The 19,155-nt window shown below is 58.1% G+C and carries 12 protein-coding genes; 4 read left to right on the forward strand and 8 right to left on the reverse strand.

Annotated elements, in window-relative coordinates:
• Positions 1 to 573 precede the first annotated feature (573 nt).
• From AYJ54_RS10595 to AYJ54_RS10620, 6 genes are all read right to left on the reverse strand, one after another.
• A complete protein-coding gene (locus AYJ54_RS10595) occupies positions 574 to 1,410 on the reverse strand; it encodes a hypothetical protein (protein ID WP_136623598.1) in 837 nt (278 codons plus the stop codon).
• Entirely contained in the window at positions 1,334 to 2,197 is an 864-nt protein-coding gene (locus AYJ54_RS10600) for a nucleotidyltransferase domain-containing protein (protein WP_082905590.1), read from the reverse strand. Before AYJ54_RS10600 ends, AYJ54_RS10595 begins: the two co-directional genes overlap by 77 nt.
• Before the next feature lie 110 nt (positions 2,198 to 2,307).
• A complete protein-coding gene (locus tag AYJ54_RS10605; protein ID WP_201724167.1) occupies positions 2,308 to 3,120 on the reverse strand; it encodes a HesA/MoeB/ThiF family protein in 813 nt (270 codons plus the stop codon).
• Positions 3,102 to 3,611 carry a hypothetical protein gene (locus AYJ54_RS10610; RefSeq protein ID WP_063698873.1) on the reverse strand — a complete coding sequence of 170 codons (510 nt, stop codon included), beginning with the start codon at positions 3,609 to 3,611 and terminating at the stop codon, positions 3,102 to 3,104. Before AYJ54_RS10610 ends, AYJ54_RS10605 begins: the two co-directional genes overlap by 19 nt.
• Complete coding sequence (locus AYJ54_RS10615; RefSeq protein WP_063698874.1) at positions 3,608 to 3,940, reverse strand: hypothetical protein; 333 nt, start codon at positions 3,938 to 3,940, stop codon at positions 3,608 to 3,610. Before AYJ54_RS10615 ends, AYJ54_RS10610 begins: the two co-directional genes overlap by 4 nt.
• Positions 3,937 to 4,209: a hypothetical protein gene (locus AYJ54_RS10620; RefSeq protein WP_063698875.1), complete on the reverse strand. Its 273-nt coding sequence runs from the start codon at positions 4,207 to 4,209 to the stop codon at positions 3,937 to 3,939. The genes AYJ54_RS10615 and AYJ54_RS10620 overlap by 4 nt, the downstream gene beginning before the upstream one ends.
• 116 nt (positions 4,210 to 4,325) lie before the next feature.
• Between AYJ54_RS10620 and AYJ54_RS10625 the strand changes: the two genes are divergently transcribed.
• The gene (locus AYJ54_RS10625) at positions 4,326 to 4,637 is read left to right on the forward strand and encodes a hypothetical protein (RefSeq protein WP_063698876.1); all 312 of its coding nucleotides are present in this window, start codon (positions 4,326 to 4,328) and stop codon (positions 4,635 to 4,637) included.
• A gap of 44 nt (positions 4,638 to 4,681) precedes the next feature.
• Positions 4,682 to 5,776: a HigA family addiction module antitoxin gene (locus AYJ54_RS10630; RefSeq protein WP_063698877.1), complete on the forward strand. Its 1,095-nt coding sequence runs from the start codon at positions 4,682 to 4,684 to the stop codon at positions 5,774 to 5,776.
• A gap of 13 nt (positions 5,777 to 5,789) precedes the next feature.
• Here AYJ54_RS10630 and AYJ54_RS10635 read toward each other — a convergent pair whose 3' ends face one another.
• Together AYJ54_RS10635 and AYJ54_RS10640 are read right to left on the reverse strand one after the other, a co-directional pair.
• Complete coding sequence (locus AYJ54_RS10635; protein ID WP_245328987.1) at positions 5,790 to 8,372, reverse strand: DEAD/DEAH box helicase; 2,583 nt, start codon at positions 8,370 to 8,372, stop codon at positions 5,790 to 5,792.
• Positions 8,373 to 8,467: 95 nt separating this feature from the next.
• Positions 8,468 to 15,970 carry a sacsin N-terminal ATP-binding-like domain-containing protein gene (locus AYJ54_RS10640; protein WP_063698878.1) on the reverse strand — a complete coding sequence of 2,501 codons (7,503 nt, stop codon included), beginning with the start codon at positions 15,968 to 15,970 and terminating at the stop codon, positions 8,468 to 8,470.
• 237 nt (positions 15,971 to 16,207) lie between these two features.
• On the opposite strand from AYJ54_RS10640, the gene AYJ54_RS10645 reads away from it, so the two are divergent.
• Together AYJ54_RS10645 and AYJ54_RS10650 are read left to right on the forward strand one after the other, a co-directional pair.
• Positions 16,208 to 16,990: a DEAD/DEAH box helicase gene (locus tag AYJ54_RS10645; protein ID WP_063698879.1), complete on the forward strand. Its 783-nt coding sequence runs from the start codon at positions 16,208 to 16,210 to the stop codon at positions 16,988 to 16,990.
• 3 nt (positions 16,991 to 16,993) lie between these two features.
• A complete protein-coding gene (locus AYJ54_RS10650) occupies positions 16,994 to 19,153 on the forward strand; it encodes a helicase-related protein (RefSeq protein ID WP_136623599.1) in 2,160 nt (719 codons plus the stop codon).
• Positions 19,154 to 19,155: the final 2 nt, after the last annotated feature.

Here is a 19,155-nt window from a genome sequence, read left to right on the forward strand (position 1 = left end):
CTCGATCCTTAGCCGGTGGATTAGTCGGGCAACAATCGCTTCCGTCCCAACTCGGCTTAGGGAGACCAGCTCTCGTGCTGCAAGCAACGGGGCCGCAATTGTAGCAGCCACTTGTGGCAAACTGAGCCTGTGCCATCCGAATGCAGCACCCCTGTCTTGAACAACTTGGCGAGCAAGCTCATTGGCACCGTCCAACGTCGCTCCGACGACAAGGACTTCTTCGCTCTCGAGCCGGCTGGTCAGCCATATCTTGGCTCGTGCGATTCGGCGCCTGCTCGTGACTGAAACAGCAACTGTCGGGTTCATCAACAAAGTGCACCAGCTTTCGGCACGAATTTCATTGGAGCCTACTTATCATGGCCGTTTACGGACAACACTCCGCTTACGGTCAAGAAAAGGATGTGCCCGACCCATTTATTGCAATTAACGCAACTGCTCGATGCGTCGCGTATGCGGGCCGTCTTGCTCATGTCGCTCCTCCACAGCAACCGTATCCGAAGGCTTGGATGCCTTACCATGTGGGGATGTATTCCTGCTAAAGCCTACCAGACGTGAACGAAAGCCCGATCGTTATTAGAGCCCAAGCGCTGCTCGAACCTTTGCCCAATCTGCGTCAGTCCGGCCCGTGTTCTTATTGAAGATGCGCGAAGAGAGGGAAATCGCTGCGGTTGCTTTCACGATCTCATATCGACCAACCGCCTCGATCGAGAAGGCGTCGAGCTGACCATTGGTCTGAAACTGACGGTACACGTCGTCATAGGTACGCTCGCACTCGCGACGCAGCCATTCGAGTCTGAACCACCGCGACACGATCTGTTCGCTGAAGACGATCTGCGCGGCAACGGCAATCGTGGCGAGGTCGGTGTTGCGGTTGAAGATGACGAGCACGTACAGCAGCACGTACACCACGATCTTGATCCGCTCGATCTTCGCCATCTGCGCGATGGTATCGTGACTGTAGAAGCTGTTTTCGAGCACTTGCGCCGCGATCCGGCGGGGAACCGACGTCGCGGCGTTGTTGTAGTACCCCGTCGTCTGTTGCGCCGCGAGCGGTTTGCCGAACGCGTGCGCCAGGAAATCCTGAAAGCGCCGAAATTGAGCTCGCGGCGAGAAGTACAAACGTACCGCAAGCGTCACCCCAAAGAGGGCAATGACGGACAGCGCGAACAGGATTTGCGCGAGCGCGTAGAGCGATGGATGCTCCTGCTGGCTCACGAGCGGCACAGCGAGCGAGAGGACGGCGGAGACGTAGAACAAAACGTCAGCGGCGGCTTCCGCGGCTTCGAGCGGCTGGAAATATCGTTCGCCGATCGGATCGACTTTGTGAGGTGTATCAGCCATAGGCGGGGTACTTGTCTCCAAAAATTTGCTTCCATGCGGTGATTGCGGCCTGGTGATCGCTGTTCGCACCGTGGGTCGCATACCACGCCGTCAGGCTTTTGGCTTTCGCTGCCTCCAATCGCTTCACGGCCTCCGCGCGTGCGGCATCCGTCAGATACGCGTCGGCGTAGTTGACCTCGTACCAGAGGGATGACTTCACCAGATTGATGGCGTTGTCGAAGAACAGATGGATGTTCCACGGCAGGTCGTCGAGGTTCGTGTGGAAGATGTCCAGCGCCAAGACTTCGATGTGGTAGCTCGTCAGGTATCCGCTGTGGATGCGGTTCCAGTGCTTGATCATTTTGATGATGCGCCGGAAGTTCTGCCCGCAATCTGTTGAGCGGGATTCGATCGCGTTGGCGTGCTTCTTTGGACGGCTCGGCATCCAGCCTTCGGTATTCGAATTTGGCACTTCGTAATGTGTGACATTCTGGTTGTTGTCGACGACTCGGCTGACGGGCACGATGTCGACGTTCGGCCACGTGTCGTAATACAGGGTGACCGCCTGCCCATTGCTGCGCACGCCGGTGCGATACTCGGCCAGCGAGTTGCGGACGTTCTGCAGAACGGTGCTCGGTTTCTTATCCTTGATGTGCTTGCCGAAGTGAAGCACCACCATCACATCGAGATCGGCATGACCTTTCAGTGCGGTGAATTTCGGAATCGAGCCGGTTCCAAATGAATCAAGAATCTCGAAGTCGTTCTTGAGCAGTTCGACGATCCGCTCGCGGCGTTTGTTCGCGGTTTCGCGGTAGTCGCCAGAGAGGTTGATCTGCTCGTAAAAGGTATTGAAAGCTGCGTCGACCGTATATGCCATGGGGTGAGCGAACCACACTAATTCCGGAAAACTATAACTGAATTCAACTAAAGCGAGAATTGGCAGATGTCAGGCTCTGCCGGATTCTCCGGACGCCGCGTTGTTGATTCTCAGCGCCCAAACAGCGGGTCACCTCGTTCACCAGCACTGAAATGCGGACAGGCCCGCCCTGCCAGAGCCATCATCCTATTGCTCGGCGCAACCGTGTGGCTGTTGCCGTTGTATTCAAGGTAGACGCTCTGCTGATGTTTCTGGTGCCATGGAGTGACGAGTTGCATGAACAGGCCCACCGCCGTCGATGCGAGAACACCATTTGGCCAGATGACCTGCGGGTTAAACCCGGCGTCACCGTATCGACGTGCTTCCTCCGCAATGCTTTGCTCGTCCAGCAAGCCCATGCACCACATGCAGTGTTCTCCGGGCATTGACAGAACCACTTGTCCAGCGATGACGAACTCTGATCCGACCGCATGGACATCCATGCCGATGTCGATGTACGGAATGAGAAACCGGCGGCAGAATTTTTCGAGCTGATCGCGCTCGGAAAATGAATCCACGCAACCGACAATGGCGTGGCACCGTCGGAAATCCGAAATGGCCGTCTGCCACGGCCTCGAAACCGGATGAATCTCAACCCCTGTGTTAAGCCCGCGGATGATCCGCTGCGCGACTTTGATTTTCGGAACAGCACGTGCTGCATCCCGTCGCGTCGCACCGATAAGACGATTCAGATTGTGATCTTCAACGGTGTCGCCATCGGCGACCACGTAGCGCCTCACTCCGATATGAGAGAATTGTTGCACGATGTGAGACCCGCCACCTCCGACGCCGACGACGCCCACGATCACGGATGACAGTATCGCTTCGCTGTCAGGTCCCAGAAAGCCTTGGCGTGAAAAATCTCTCATGATCGCCAGGGCCACCAACGCAACGGCGCGCCGACTTCGACGAAGTCAGAAATCGCGGTCGGCTGCCGGGTGCTTGGCAGCCAGCAATTGCCGCAGGCCCGATCGATGCTCCATACGACGGCGCCGTGCGGCAGATTCGGCACGACCTTAAAGAAATCGGGCACAAACTTTGCGTTCTCTCGATTGTCCGTTCTGCTGAATGCCGGCATTCCTTCATGCTCATGCAAATGAACATGGAACATCGACGCCTGGGAGCGGTATGCGACTTCGAGCGCTTTGCTGATCGCGGCCGAGCCCATCATCGCGCCGACCGTGTCGTCGCGGACATAGTGGTCATCGTCGACCGGATGATAGTCGGTGACTGACAGCGTTATGCCGCCGGACGGAAGCTCGGCGGGCTTTGCCAAAAAGAAGCCAACCCGTTCGTGGGCGAACCGATGTCGGCGTCGGAGATCGGCGCGTGCGCGATCCAACAGCTTCCTCTCAATCCTGAATGTGATGTTCATCGGAAGACCGTCAGGTGGTTGGCGAGGATCGCACAAAGCGGCAGGTCGAGCGTGACGTAGTTCCAGGAAGGCGCCCACCACGCGTTGCCGAGCAGTTGAAAGCAATTCCAGTTCTGTCCCTTGTTCGCTATCTGTCGCTCGACGAAGAGGCGCGTCGGATAGCCTTGATGTTCACCGAGCCGGAGGAGCGCCTTCATCTTCAACACCGTCCCGTTCGTTTCGATGGGCAGCACGGGGAAGTAGATGTGATCGATGCCGCCTTCCGGCATGACCTCAGCATCCGGGTAGAGCGTTTTCAGATGCGCCAGATGCTGAGGGTCGATGCTCATGACGAGCCACCCTTTTTGACGTGGCTGATGAACTTCTCGCCTTCCTTGACGGTCGTGCGCTCGTTGTCGCCGATCGTGTGGAACGCGCCGTCCTTCTCGATCACGTCGAGATCAAGGGAGGCATCGACACCAAGTGCCTGCTTCAGGTCGGGCAGGGTGTAGCTGCCGCGATGAATGCTCTTCGGCTTGCCGTCAATCGAGACCTCGACAAAGTCCTTGCCGTGGTCATCGGGCTTTTTTTCCGTGTCTTCAATGGCTTGGCTGGTCATGATAGGTTCCTTTCCTCGGGGAATCGGCCCCGATTCCTTCGGATGATGCCATAGGCCTTGTCTCGGTGCAAGAAAAAGTGTTACCTATCAGGTAACGGATTTCAAAGGAGAAGCCGTTGCGCATCGGATTCAGCACCGCCGCGCTCGCTCGAACATTCAGTGAGTTCGATCGGCTCCGGCGCGCATTCGGCGACGAGATGGCGTATAAGCTGGCGAATCGGATGGCTGTCCTGGACGCGGCGGATACGTTGGCCTTGGTCCCATCAATGCCCCCAATCGGATGTCGCCAACTCGATGGCGATGCGCGCTTCGGCGTGATGGTGGCGAAAACTCAGCGCCTCGTTTTTTGCGCAGTTGGTGCGAACGTGCGAAAGCGTGCGGTCGACCTCGCACGCGTGACGGAAATCGAAATTGAAGGTGTACGGTAGCAGTGAAGGACGAATTGCAGCGAAACGCTCGATCGGGGAACCCGATGGCTCACATTCAGCACCGGTATCAGCCAGATTACGTCCAGCCTCCGGGTAAAGTGTTGGAAGAGATTCTTGAGACGCGGGACCTGTCGGCACGGGAATTGGCTCGCCGCTGCGGTCGCTCTCCGAAGCTGTTTGTTGAAATAATCGCGGGCAAGGCGCCGATCGAACCTGCAACGGCAATGCAGCTAGAACGCGTTCTCGGAATGGACGCCTCGATTTGGCTCAATCTAGAAGCAAAGTATCGCTTGCATTTGGCACAGAGTGCTGAGGCGGAGAGCTTCGCAAGTGTCAAGGATTTCGTTCATCGCTTCCCAATCGGAGAACTGGTGCAGCGTGGCTGTGTGAAAGCTACTCAAAACGATACGGATATAGCGCGCGAACTCCTCAGATTCTTCGCCGCTGGAAGCTTCACTGCGTTTAGAGAGCGTTTCGACGAACTTCGAACCGTCTCGTTTAGACATTCGCCCACATTCAAAAGCGATCCTGAGCCACTACTGGCCTGGCTTCGACTCGGCGAGCTTCAGGCGGAGAGCGTTGAGACAGCTCCGTTTGATCGTACAAATTTCATAAATGCTCTTGCGCAAATCAGGTCGTATACCAATCAGGACCCTGAGGAGTTTCTGAGCCCTATGATCTCCAAGTGCGCAGAAGCCGGCGTGGTCTTTCTACTCATTAAACCGTTTTCCCGTTTGCGACTGAGTGGTGTCGCCCGATGGTTGGTCCCGGGAAAGGGAATAATTCAGCAAACGCTACGGCACAAAACTAACGATCATTTCTGGTTCACCTTCTTCCACGAGGCAGCGCATTTGCTCCTCCATAGCAGGAAAGCCTTATTCATCGACGGCGAGAAGCTTCCGGGTGACGACAAAGAAGAAGCGGAAGCCAACCATTGGGCTGCGAGTTTTCTAGTACCACAGCATGAGCTTGAAAAGTTTGTGTCGGCCGGTTCTTTCGATCTTGAGAGCGTTACGACGTTTTCAGAGGAGATAGACGTTGCTCCTGGTATCGTAGTTGGACAATTGCAAAACCGAAAAGCTGTGCCTTGGAACTCTCCACTCAACCACTTGAAAGTTACATTCGAGTGGTCGGAATAGCCCCTTAACGACATCATCCCCTCTTGCTCGGAAGGAAGAGCATCTCAGGCCAAGAGACTGGCCTACGAAGCGTGGACGCATGGGAAGAAAGATTAGCGTCAAATGCCTGTTTAAGGCGTCCAAGCACCGACTCGATATCCTCACTCACACGTCCGTCGTTTGGAGAGTTTCGGGGTGTGAGGGCGTTCAGTGCCCGCAATAGCTCCCAATCACGTAGAATTTCGATCTTCGTTTCCTTTTCCATCACGCCAAAGATTAGTCTATGGATGAGCGTGCCTGTTCCTGTAACCTCGTCCTCAACAGTTATGATCAGCAATGGGCCACAGAGACCATCGACGCGGGCTAAGCGCGCTGGAACATCTTGCGCGTCTTCGAGCGCAACATCGAAGAGGTGGTGACCCACTCCGAGAACCCGAGAAGCGGCGTTCGTGCCACGAAGACTGCGATCGAAGACGAGTCCTTCGTATTTATCCCGGAGCGCGTAGCTGCGCTCCTTCCAGCTATCAGGAGTCCTGATTTCCAGACCGTCGTCGCGTCGGAAAATCCGGCGTCCGTGTCTGCTAACAGTTTGAGTGAAGAACCGTTCAAGATCAGCAAGATCAACCTGTGGCAGATCTTTGCCAACCTGTTGAAAGTCGAACTTCGACACATTGCCAAGAAGTTCACGCACCGTTTCCACCACGTCGCGCCCGCCGAGCGTAGCCGTTGCTCGATCAAACCACGCCCCCAATCGCTCGCCCGAAAGCCCTTCGCTCCCCGAAAACAGCTCATTGAAAAGCGAATTGCCCGCCATGCCTATGACCAACTGCGAGATGTCCTCTTGTTCCTCCATTACTGATGAGAGAGCGGCCTGAATTCGCTCCAGCTTCGCGTTGAGAAGGTCCCAGATACGAGCCTCAACAGTTTGTGGATTTCGCAAAATGTAGACTGAGACCGGCCGCGTCTGGCCGTAGCGAGACAGACGCCCGACCCTCTGATGAAGGCGCATGGGATTCCAGGGCATATCCGCGTGGACCAGCACCGCGCAGCGTTCTTGAAGATCGATGCCTTCGCCGCCGGCCTCTGTCGACACGAGGAACCGCACCTTACCCGAGTTGAAAGCGTCTGCCGCATGCTCGCGAGGTTGGCTGATCGTCTTCGGCTCGCCCGAAGCCTGCTCAAGCCCATCCAGCCTTTCGTCCCCATTGATAAACGCGGCAGAACCGAATCCAAATCGCCGATGAAGCGCGTTCATGATAAGTGCTTGAGTGGCCTTGTATTCCGTAAAGAGCAGGATCGGCTCGTCCGGGCCGAACTCCTCGCCAATCATTCGAAGGAGGCGCTCGATCTTCGTCTCTTGGGTTATCGCGCCGGCGAGCGCGATAAGTTCGTCAAGACGCTGGATTTCGTCTTCCATCAACAAGACAGAGGCAGACCCGGGCAATGCCTCTTCGGCTTCGGCCAAATCATCAAACGTCGCTTGATCGTCGTCTGGTAAAGCGACAGAGGAAGACTCGCTCGAGCGCCTGACGGCGTCTGCCAGCATCGTGCGGCGCTTGCCGAGCGCATTCCGGATCGCTGCGATCGAGCTGGCGGCAAGCTTCTGGAGGGTGATGAGCACGAGCATTCGCGCCGTCTGCGCGCGACCGTCAAGCGTCCCCGCATATGCGCGACCGTCGATCACGAATTCGCTGAGCGTTCGGTAAAACTGGGCCTCTTGCTCACTATATTTGTACTCGCGACTATAGACATCGACCGGCTTGAAGAGCTTGTTGCCTTTAAGGTCGGTGACCGTCGCCTTGTTATTTCGGATCATGACCTTCGGAAGCTGAGAGAGTTGTTCTGTTGTGTTCCGCTCCGCGTCAAAGAGATCGGGTCGCACGAGCTGCATCAGACCGAAGAAGCCGTAATCCTTTCCGCGATGGGGAGTTCCTGTGAAGAAGAGCAGAGAATTGATCTTGCCCCGCGCCTGGAGGTCCGAGACAAGACTGTATGCGAGTGTTTTGCCGGCCTTTTCATCGACACTCAGATGATGGGCTTCATCAACGATGACCAAGTCCCAGGGATCCGCGTCGAGCAGCCTTTGGCGTGCCCCACGACGATCGTCACGCAACGTGTGAAAGGATGCGACGACCATCGAAGCAGTCGCCCAGAAATCGCCGCGCTCCGTGTCCGCCTCCGTGACATAGCGCTGCAGCCGGATGTCGAACATGTCTTTGAGGCGGAACTGCCACTGAGGGACGAGCTTCGCCGGGGCAAGGGTCATCACTCGGCGCACTCGGCCAGAGGCGATCAAGGGCAAGAGAACAAGGCCACATTCAATTGTCTTGCCCAGCCCCACGTCGTCGGCAACCAGCCACCGGAAAGGCCACTCCTGCGTTACTTTGCGACAAACCCATAGTTGGTGAGGAAGCAACTGCACGCGCGAGCGTGAAAATACCCCCCATTGATCGTTGACGGACCGGATAGTAAGCGCCTGCGCTCGGATCACCGCGTCGATGGGATCAGCAGCCGAGCCTTCTCGGAGAGCCGAATGGAGCGACGGTATCTCGGCAAGCTCGTCAGCGAGAACCTGCTCAACGTTCCCGCCGAAGCGAACGATAACAGTGGCGCCCATGTCCACCACTACGCGTCCATTTCCATGTCGCGGATGGTGAACAGAGGCACCCGCTGCCAATTGCCTTGTGTCTGTCATCCGTTAGCTGCCTCGTCCTAAAGCGCGTCCTCGCTGTCCTGCCACTGCTCCAAGAAGGCTGGTAGATCGCGGTCGATCGTTTCGAAGCACTGAACCAACGCCGTCTTGTTTTCCTCTCGGGTGATCAATTGCAGCGGAAGATCGAAATCTCCCTCAAAGCGAGCCCGACTAGCAGCGAGATGTTTTGTTACGAAGTCGTAGATCGTCCGGCTCGCTTCCTTGTCCGCCCGCTCACCAACGTCTGCGCCAAGCTCATTCAGCAGCGCACGAACACGCTGGGATGAAGCCCAGCCATAGGGAGCCATACGGCTCTCATCGCGTAACTCGTACACCTTGTGGCGTAGCATCTCACGGATCATCCAGTTCATGCCAATGCCGAGAGACCGGTTTATGGGCGCGGCATCGATGCAAAGACGCATTGCCGGTGCCCAGTAGCTCGGCTGCAAAGCACCATTTAGGGAAATGACGCCGTGCTCCTCAATGATTCTAGGCAGCTTGAGGGCAATTTCCCGGTATTCATCCAGCCATCGGGCGATCGCATACAGATCAACAAATGAACGTCGCCATGGAAGGTATCGTTGATCGAATTGTTCCGGCGCACTCCAGCGTTCAAGCCGATCAAGCCAGGATCGCACATCATCAGGTGGTCGCGAGTCCGCGAGTTCAACCCACCAGCCTTCTCGGTATCCAGACTCGATAAAGCTTCGATGTTGTCCGTCCTGCGCGCGGCCGAATGATTGGAAGCAAGATAGGGCGAACATGGTGAACCAGGTCGCCCGATCACTCGTTTCCCGAAGCTGGGACGGTGAGAAAGCACCGGGATATGTTCGCTGCGAATACACGGTCCGAAGATTAGTTCCTTCAGAACTCCACCAGGTATGAATCGCTACCAACACCGTTTCAGGCGCTGGTGTGGGGGGCGAGGTAACCGGCATGGGTATAAACGCGTCACGGCCCTGAAGGGCATAAAGCAGATCGTCCTTCTCCTTTTCCATCCAACCTGACAGCAACGGACTGATCCGCAGCTGCGACGCGGGCCAGGGCAGCCAACTGGGCCGATTGCGGCGAATCTCTTCACCCAAGTCCCGGCCTTGGCGCCCCTCAATGATGTAGCGGAGTGCCGCAATCTGGCGGTTAGGGTCATCGGCAGATACTTCCGCTGCCCACGACGCGAGGTCGCGCGCTTGAGGGCCGAAGCCCGATCTTTCTCGGGCAACTCGGAAGAACTCAAGTGCCGGGCCGGTATAACGCTTGTCGAGCAGATGCTTCGCAGGTGCGAATGCGCACAGTCTGCGCTCTTCACCGTCTCCCGCCGAATCTGGATAAGGAAGCTGCGCGAAGCGCCAGGTTCCGTCCTGTGCGAGAAACAATGCATGCCTAGCGGTGTCTAGTATCTCATGGAGTTCTTTGTAGAGTGGGGCTTCCCGAATTGACTGGGGCGTAACGGCGCGACCAAGGGTCTGGGCTAGCTCGGGATTGATTCGCTTTTCTTTGCCGATTTGGCGATGAAGAAGGCTCGAAAAATGAAGCGGACGGGCGGTCCCGAAACCCAGCTTCCTTAGTTGCCCAGCCACTTCGGATGAAATGATCCGATTTTGCAATTCCGTCAGTGTAGGCCAGTCTCGCAGCTTGGCGAGCGTGGCCGAATGCGACAACGCGCCATCAAGGTAATGTTCCACTTCTGATGCCTGCACCAATGAATCGAACGGGGATTGCAAACGCGTCGGCACGACCTTGTGCCGACTGGCGAGACGCGCGTATCCATGCCCGTCCACATGCAAGTGTCGGGCGAGATCGTCGTCAAAGTCCAGCGCAAGGACGTCGAATAACCGGGACCAAAAGATATTTCTCGCTGTTTGCTGGGAAGCATCGAGATCCAGGCGCCTTGCGAACTGAGACCAATCGGCGCCCACGAGATCGTGCAACTCCAAAAGGCGGTCTCCGAGCGTCCGCCCCAGAGTTCGAAACTTCTCCTGCCGCTCCGCAATCGAGCCGGCCAATCCGGTCCGTCCGGGGTCGACTGCGAAGGGACCATTGAGCAACCAGCCGGATCGCAGCTCCTCCTCAAGTGGGGCAAGATTCCAGAGACGCCTCAGGTCGCTAGAGAACGCACTGGGACCTGCGCCGTCTATGCGGAGCAAGAGGCTATACCCGCTGGAAAGATCGACCCGCAGGGCCCGCTCCTTTTTCCGACCAGAAACGGAAACGAGGTAGATCCCGCTCTTATCCAGTAGCGGAGAGCAGACGGAATCGATGCTCTCCGGTACGTCAGCCTCGATCTCGACGCGGCGGATAGTGCGCGCGAAGGCGGGCAGCCAAGTCACGGTAGCCCTGAATGCCGCGATGGCTTCGGCACCTTTATCGGCAGTCGTCATCGAGAACGGAACGTCGATCACCGTAGCCTTTCGGCCGCTGGGGCTCTTTCGATTTTCTCCTGCATCAATACCTTCCGGCCAAGTCGCCGGCAGAAAGCCTCCAACTGTGCGTAATGCGATGAAGCCGCTCGCTATGCCTACGCTGTCCGACAACACGTGGACGCTCTTGAAACCCAGGCCAAACTTACCGGTCAGATCGTCTCCAGGCCGCTTCTCGGAGAAATTCATCAGTAGCATGTTGAGCAAGTCGCGGTCGTGACCGAGACGACGCCCCTCTTCGGTGTCGCGTCCCATGTGGTTAATGGGACGACCCCAATGGACGACACGAAATCCGCTTGAGCCGTTCGAAAACAGCTCCACACGGAAACAAACGTCAGTCGCAGCTCCACCGTGCTGCCGGTAAGCGTCGTCCGCGTTCTGGAAAAGCTCGAAGAGAACCCGGCTAGCCGAGTATCCGAAATCCCCGATCTTGCTGCGAACGGCTGACAGAAGTTCAGCCGCCAACGCGCCATCAGATACCTTTCGCCAAAGCGCCGCCTTGAGCTCCTCAAGCTTCTGTGCCGGCGCCGAAAGATGATGCAGGCGGCTTTCCTCAGCTTGATATTTGCGCAACGCTTGCTGTGAAAGATACTCGGTGGGAAGCTTCAGCTCGGCGAGTATAGTGGGCAATCGGTCGCGCAGCAGACGTTCGGTTTCCTCGATCGTCGATTGATCGATCTTAACCGCCTTGTCCAACATCTCTTGCAACGCCGTCCGTTGGCGTTCCATGCCGAGCCATAGGCAGTCCGCCGCGATCGTCTCGACGAACCGGCGGAAAATTGCGCTGGCTTCACCCTGACTGTATCGAGTCGGATCGACTTGCCTGATTGGCAGCGTGATCAATGACCGCGCCTTGCCGTCGGCGGCGCGGATACCCTCATGAGTCTTGTGCAGGTTCCCAATGAGGATTCCTTTGTCGGAACCGCTTAATGCCGCGTCGAACGAATCGCCCGACATTGCGATAGCTTGTACGCGCTCGCCCAAGACTGGCTCGATAAGGAAACGACGTTGATCGACCTCAGCGGCCAGCGGGTTCGGGTAAAGGATTTCTTTTGGAAAGTGGTAGTCGAGATCGGCCCAAAGGGTATCGACATCGACTGTCGCATCGGTCGCCCACTCGTTTGCGAGGTTCCTAAAAGGCTCACCGCGACCAATCAATCCGAGATAGACGATAATCAGATCGGACGGCACGCGCCCTTTCCAGCTTTCGAGGAACAATCGCTGCTGATCCGCAGACCGGGCTTCCAACGCGACTAGATCGACGTCCCTGATCTGTCCTCGGCGACGGTCGGCTATGAATGGATCAGGAGATTCATTTTCGGCGTTGGTAGCCTCCGGGTGCTGCTGCAGACGCATCCCCAGCACGGATGCGTAGTCTCGCGCCAAGACATGCCTCGGGTCGAGACCGTCACCGTCCTGGACGACCTCACTGCCAATCCGCCAATTCCCAGCATCTGTGAGAACGCGCGTTCCACCGAACACTTCGCGGCGCGCGTCTTCTGGCCACCCTGCGACGACACTGAATCCGTGGCGATAGGCCCTGGCCGCCGCTTCACCTTTTCGCCCTTTTTCCTCTGCCAATGCTGCCAGACAGTCGAGATGAGCTCCCGCCAACTTGGCGTCGGAGGCGCTGAGAGCAGTGAAAGCCGCTACGATCTTTGTGGCGTCGTCGCATCCATCTCCGAGTGACGTCAGAACCGCCGCCAGCAGAGGCCAGCCCGGCAATCCGATGTCACCGCTGGACTTGGCCAAGGTCGTGAAATCCTCGACCGGATAATCGTTTGCCCCTCCGAGGCGCCCAGCGATCCTCGCTTCCTCGATCATCAACGCAAGCGCCGCGAAGGAGAAGTTCCGACCCGGCAGAACCCACTCCCTTAGATGGGCAAACCCGTCATGCTCGCGGATCTCGATTCGCAGTTTTTGGACGGGCACAAATGGGGGTATTTCGCCGTTCTTTAGTAGCAACGTTCGCGCTACTTCGTCGACGGCGGGGGGAAGGGCGAGCACGTCCAGCGGAGTAATGGGCTGTTCGTCCACAAGAAGCCAAGGCGTGACGCGAAGTGCTTCTAGCAGGTGTTCGTCTGGCGGAGACGCAAGCTTGGCGAGGGCCTCGAGTATCTCGTTACGAAAGCGGTGCGGGTTGGCGGAAGAAAGTGCGACTTTGATCTGGCTTTGCGGCGACCATCTCCCGATGAGCCTCTCCTGCCGCTCGCGTGCGCGGCTGTTGTTGGAAAGCTGGATCGTGAGAACATGGCGTCTCAATGCTTCGGGAATCGGCCAGTCGGCCTCACGAAACACATTGTCTGCGTTACCCGTCGTCGCGTCGGAACGAGCATGGATCGGCAAGCGACGCAGCAATGGGTCCGAGAGTTGGGTCAACAAAAACGCATCCCGCTCGATGGGACTGAGCTGAATGCGGGCGACCGCGTCGACATCTCGTTCGAGCAACGCCTCCATCCGCGGTGTATCGAGCGCCGTTATACCGATGTGCTGTCTCAGCCTGGGCATAAGCTCGTCAGCTATCTCGGCCGTGATCAGAAAGGCATTCTCGCTTGCGTTCAGAATTGCCTCGACAGGTCTTTCTATTCCTTTCAGTGTTTCTTCGAGAACATGCAGCGTAGCGCCACCATATCCAGCCTTTTCGTCGCCCGCGCAGAGGCGTCGAAGAGCGGCCCGATCGTCGTTATCCGTCGGCCGCAGTCGTTCAAGCAGCCTGCGTCTAGCGTCTGTTGTTCCAAAGCACGACGCCGCGTTAACGAGCTTTAGAATCGACTCATTCCCGGTGCTGTGGAGCTGAATGATAGAATTAGACGAATCCCGGAGAAACTCCGCCGTCTTTCCGTCCACAACCAGAGGGGCTACGTCTGGCAGGGTTTCCGTCAGCAATGGCAGCAGCGAGTTAGCTTGAGGGGAGCTTGCGAACAGAAGTCCCGCTCGGGACCGGGCGACGAGCGTCTGGAGCGACAGCGCGATGGGATTGTGGCTGCGGATATCCCGCGCGCGCAGAACCTCGATGGAGGCGAATTCGAGATCACCTGCCAACTCGGAGATATTTCGTCCACCCTGAGTGAGTAGCGCTAACGCGGCAGTCGCCGCCTGGTCTGCATGGTCACCGCTGATCAACGGTTCGAGTGCGTTGAGCAGCGACTTGAGGTCTGCGTTGGATAACTGCGGAGGACGTCGAGTTTCGTCGAGCCATTCGCGGCGGACTAGCAAGATATTGGTGGGAGCGGAGGCCAGTGCGCGCAGGACTTGCCGGTTCTCGACGGATGCTGGTAGCGGAAACAACTTACCATGCGGCACTTGGTTAAGGATCGATCTTACGAGTTCGGACGGAGCGAACGCCTGTGTTTCAGTGATCGCCCTGCGTAGGGCCGCGACTAGGTGCGGTCCAATGGAAGAACGCTCCGCTTCGTCGAATATCGTCGCGCCAAGAAAATCGACGAGAAGCCGCGCGAGATCGCGTGATTGAAACGCCCGAGGTGATAGCCCGGCAAACACTGCCTCCAAGTCCTTGGCTGTCCAACGTATGGGCTCTGCGCTAAGCGCCGCGCTTTCGCCGGCGACAAGACACGTACTGCTCGCCTCGGCCCACGAACCAATAGTGCTGAACAACTCCTCTATTCGCCCGGGCGCATCAGCCACTGAAGCCGGCAATGGACGCAGGGCATCTGCCGTTGGAACAATACGCCAGACGACGCCGCCGGATATTTCGAGCACACGTACCAGCGCAACTTCCCGGCAGATGGCTCTCCGGTTGCTACGAAACCACCCGTCGCGCGCGATCGCCGACACGAGTTGCGCAAGCTCCGCTGATGTCACTATCGCGAAATCGAGCGCGTCCTTTAGTAGAGCCGGCAGGAGTGGCAACACGACCGAATCGCGAAGCTCGGCATTCCATGCACGACGCAACGACGCGGCATCTGATGGTTCGTCTTGCTCAGTCGGGGCATCCAGTCCCTCGATCTGACGTCGGCCGCTATCAAGGAAGAAGTAACCATGCAGCAACAGATGGAATCGATCGCCAGCGCTCCCACCTACCGGGATAATGATATCGAATGCGTCCGAGATCGGCAGGAATACCGCCCAGGAAACACGCAGTTGCGCGGTCTCGGCCAGGTGGCTCGCGCGTAGTGGAATGCGCGATAGAGTCGCTGCTCCGTGCGGTTCTCCCTTTTCCGGTACGGGTTCAGGTCTGAGGACGCTGATCGTTTGCGGCCATTGCTGTGAGCGCTTCAACCTCGTGAGGCAGCTATCCGGGATCATCGCCTCGCGCCCGACAAATGACGCCGTTGATCCATGTTCTGCGGCGCCGATTGTGCCTCCGAAGAGGCGAACGCCACCGCTTAAACGGTTCGGTCCAAGGAAACGTCCCCGGGCATCGTCAAGTTCGAGCGCGCAGCGAAGCTCACTGCGTTCTCGAATCTCGATCGTCTTCAGATGGCGAAGCGCGGTTAGCAGAACGCGCAGATCGTCGGGTCTATTAAGCTCCCTGATCGTCGCCGCTAGCGACGGAATGTTTCCGGAGAAGCTAACTCCTGGAGCAGGTTTTATATCTTCCCGACGCAATGGCAGCCAAAGAACAAGGTGACGGTCCGGGAAGTCGGAAGAGACTTCGCGCCTGAGGAGCTCCAGGTCGGCTGGATCGAGACCTTCTCCACGCGGCTCCCATTGCCGACTGACATTGCCGGGGACTTCGACTTCCAGGAACGGATTCACCACCGTGCTAAATGGTCTGTCGCTTTCCCTTTTTGCGTAGACAACGAACGCGTCGCAGAGATGAAAAACCGCCTTTTGACCGAAGCCGAACTTCCCGATCGCTGCGCTGTCAGCGGCCTTGCCGCTCTCGCCGAATGATATGATTCCGCTCTCGTCTTCCTTGCGAAAGAAGCCATCGTTTACGACCAGAAGTCCCGGTCCGCGGAGCAGCGGATGGGCGGCAGTCGACCAGCCCGACAGCCCATCGAGTCTGAAATGTCGGGCTTCCGCATCATCTGCATTCTGAAGCAATTCCTTGAGGATGGGATAGCCGGAGGCGTACCGATCCTGCAGATTGACCTTGATCTGATTGACGATCGAGATCGGGGATATCCGAAAATCAGGCATAAGCTTCGCGCCTACGGCAAATTTCGCTAAACGCAATTAAAGGTTCGTGCTTTCCCCTCCCCCGACGCCCTCATGCCTACGTTGAAAGCGGCACGAACGACGCGGCGGACGGGTTCTCCACAAGGAACGCACCTCAGCAAAAAGTATACAATAAATCAATGACTTCTAGCTTCGAACCCTGCTATTGAAGCCTCAGGCTCATCGAACGAGTATTGTTCGTCGACCGGGGGCAAATCCATGAACGTCGGCACAATGATCAGAGTGCGGTCGTCGACCTGGAAGGTCGTCGGCCACGAACGGCGGGCACACGGCAACGTCGTGTCGTGCCGAGGCATGTCCGGCATCGTGAAGGGCAAGACAGCCCGGTTTGTCGTCGAGCTTGAGGACGACTATGCCGTACTGCACCCAACGAAAATCGCGCTGGAGCACGACAAGTCCGCCGGCTTTCTCGACACCAAGCTCTTTTTGGAGTCTGCATTCAGATCCACGCCGACCACAACCTCGCAACCGTTGACGCTCGGCAAGGCCGCCATCGACGATCTCGCGTTCCAGCATGTGCCGGTCGAGATGGCGCTGGCCCAGGACCGAGTGCGGCTGTTGCTCGCAGACGACGTCGGCCTCGGCAAGACGCTGGAGGCCGGCCTGATCACCTCCGAGCTTATCCTTAGGGGCCGCGCCGAGCGGATTCTCGTCGTCACCACTCGTGCCATGCTGGGACAGTTCCAGAAAGAGTTCTGGACCCGCTTCTCGATCCCGCTGTCGCGCCTCGATAGCGCGGCCATACGGCGGATGCGCAACCAGATTCCCGCGCAATACAACGTGTTCGACCAGTTCGACCGGTCGATCGTATCGATCGACACGCTAAAGCAGGACAGCCAGATCCGCGCGGCGATCGAACAGTCGAATTGGGATCTGATCATCATCGACGAGGCGCACAACGCCGCAAAACGCGCCCGCGGCGGTGGCACGGAGAGCCTCCGCTCGAAGCTTGCGAAGCTCCTGTCGCGCAAAGCCGACTAGCTGTTGCTGCTAACCGCGACGCCGCACGACGGCTCGCGAGAAAGCTTTGCAAGCCTGATTGAAATGCTGGACCCCACACGGGTCCCCGATCCCGAGAAGCTGCATCGCGACGACATCGAGGATCTCGTGATCCGCCGCTTCCGTACCTCTCCCGAGGTGATGGAGGCGCTCAGGTCCGCGATACCGCCGCGTGAACTTAATAGCCGCACCTTCCCCCTGAGCGAGAAGGAGGAGGCCGCCTACGCGACGATCGCCGAACTTAAGCTCGATCTCGACGCCGATGCTCCCGAGAACCGCGTCATCGACCTCTTCCGCACGACCCTTGCGAAGGCGATCTTCTCAAGTCCCGCGGCCTGTCTCGAGACGGTGAAGGGACGAATCGGCCGCATAGAGAGAGGCACAGCAAGGGGGAGCGAAGCCGACAGACAGAAGCTCGCCGAACTGGCGGACCTGCTTGCCTCGATCGAACCCACTGATTTTTGCAAGTACCAGGACTTCTTGCGCCTTTTGAAGGATATCAAATGGATCGGCAAGAATCCGCGCGACCGGCTCGTCGTCTTTTCCGAGCGCATACGGACGCTGGAATGGCTTGAGGAGCGCCTGACCGCAGATCTTGGCCTATCACCTGAAGCTATCGGACGAGTGGACGGCGGAAGCGTCGAAGCGGACGTGACGACGCAGAAGGTGCTCGAGGACTTTGGCCAGGAGAAATCTGCGCTGCGCGTGCTGCTTGCTTCCGACATGGCCTCCGAAGGGTTGAACCTGCACTTCCAGAGCCATCGGTTGATCCATTTCGACCTGCCCTGGTCGCTGCTCCGTTTCCAGCAGCGCAACGGCCGTATCGACCGCTACGGCCAGGATCGAACGCCGCAGATCTATTATTTCGTCGGGGAAAGCCGTCATCCAAAAGTCCGCGATATGTGGGTCCTCGAAAAGCTGGTCGAAAAGGACGAGGCAGCCCAAGAGGGCGTCGGCGATCCGGCCGTCTTTCTCGGAGCCGGCGATGCAGAAGGCGAGGAAGAGATTGTCGCAAGAGCCGTCAGTAACGGCCGCGGTGCGGAAGCATTTGCCGCCGAGATGGATGAGCGCGCCGCGCATGTGGCAAAGGACAAAACCGTCGATGACGAGTTTGACGCGTTATTTGGCGACTACCGGGGCGTCGACATCTCTTCGGCCGGGACTTCGACAACCGCGCCGGACGCGGAAATGCCGCCAAGGCTTTTCCCGGACACCTTCGCCTACACCGAAGCAATGCTGCAAAGGCTGACCGAACCGAACGAGGACGTCTTCGAGACGGCTCCGGATGTGGACCGCGATGCCCGCCTTATCAGCCTGTCGATACCGGACGACATGATGAGCGATGGCGGGCTCGGTTATGCCCGAACAGGCGAAGTCGATGACCGCTACATGCCGGTCGAAGCCGTCGGCCAGGGCAACACGATCGAGCTTTCCGACCGCGCGGACGTCATCAACACGGCGATCGCCCAGGCCAAGACTGAAGAGCAAAGCTGGCCACGCGTCCAGTATCTCTGGGACGGCCATCCCCTCCTCGACTGGTTCGGCGATCGTGCGGGAACGTTCTTTCCTGAAATGGCCGCGCCGCTCTGCAGCCTGCGCGGCCGCCTAGCCGAGCGCGAAGTCGCGGTCATCCTGCACGGCGCGATCCCGAACGAGCTTGGCGCACCGGTGGTTGACTGCTGGGCAGCGGTGACACTGCGAAACGGCCGCGTCGCCGGGGTCGAGCCGATCGGCGAATTTGTCGCCCGCACGGGCCTTTCCCGAAGCATTCCCAACACCGGCAAGCCCGATGAGCAGCTCGCGACCGAGGCGCTCGCGCCTGCCGTGGATGCGTTCCAATCGCACCTCGTTACCCTGCGCAAACAACGGCAAGCCGACATCGACAGGAGCCTCAACACCACGCTTGATCGTCTTGCCTGCCTCGAGGCGCGGTTCCGCGCCCAACTTGAGCTGAAATTCGCGGATGCCCCGGATGACGGCTCTCGGCTGACGATTCAGCAGCGCCGCCAGAAAACGCGCCGCGAGAACCGATCGACCGAGATCGACGCAATGTTCGAGGATTTTGCGGCCTGGCATAAAAGCCGGCGGAGGATGGCGGACGACCCGAATCCATTCGTAGCAATCAAGGCCGTGTTCGTTGGGTGATT

Origin of the sequence: Bradyrhizobium centrolobii (genome assembly GCF_001641635.1) — a bacterium.
Classification (GTDB): Bacteria; Pseudomonadota; Alphaproteobacteria; order Rhizobiales; family Xanthobacteraceae; genus Bradyrhizobium; species Bradyrhizobium centrolobii.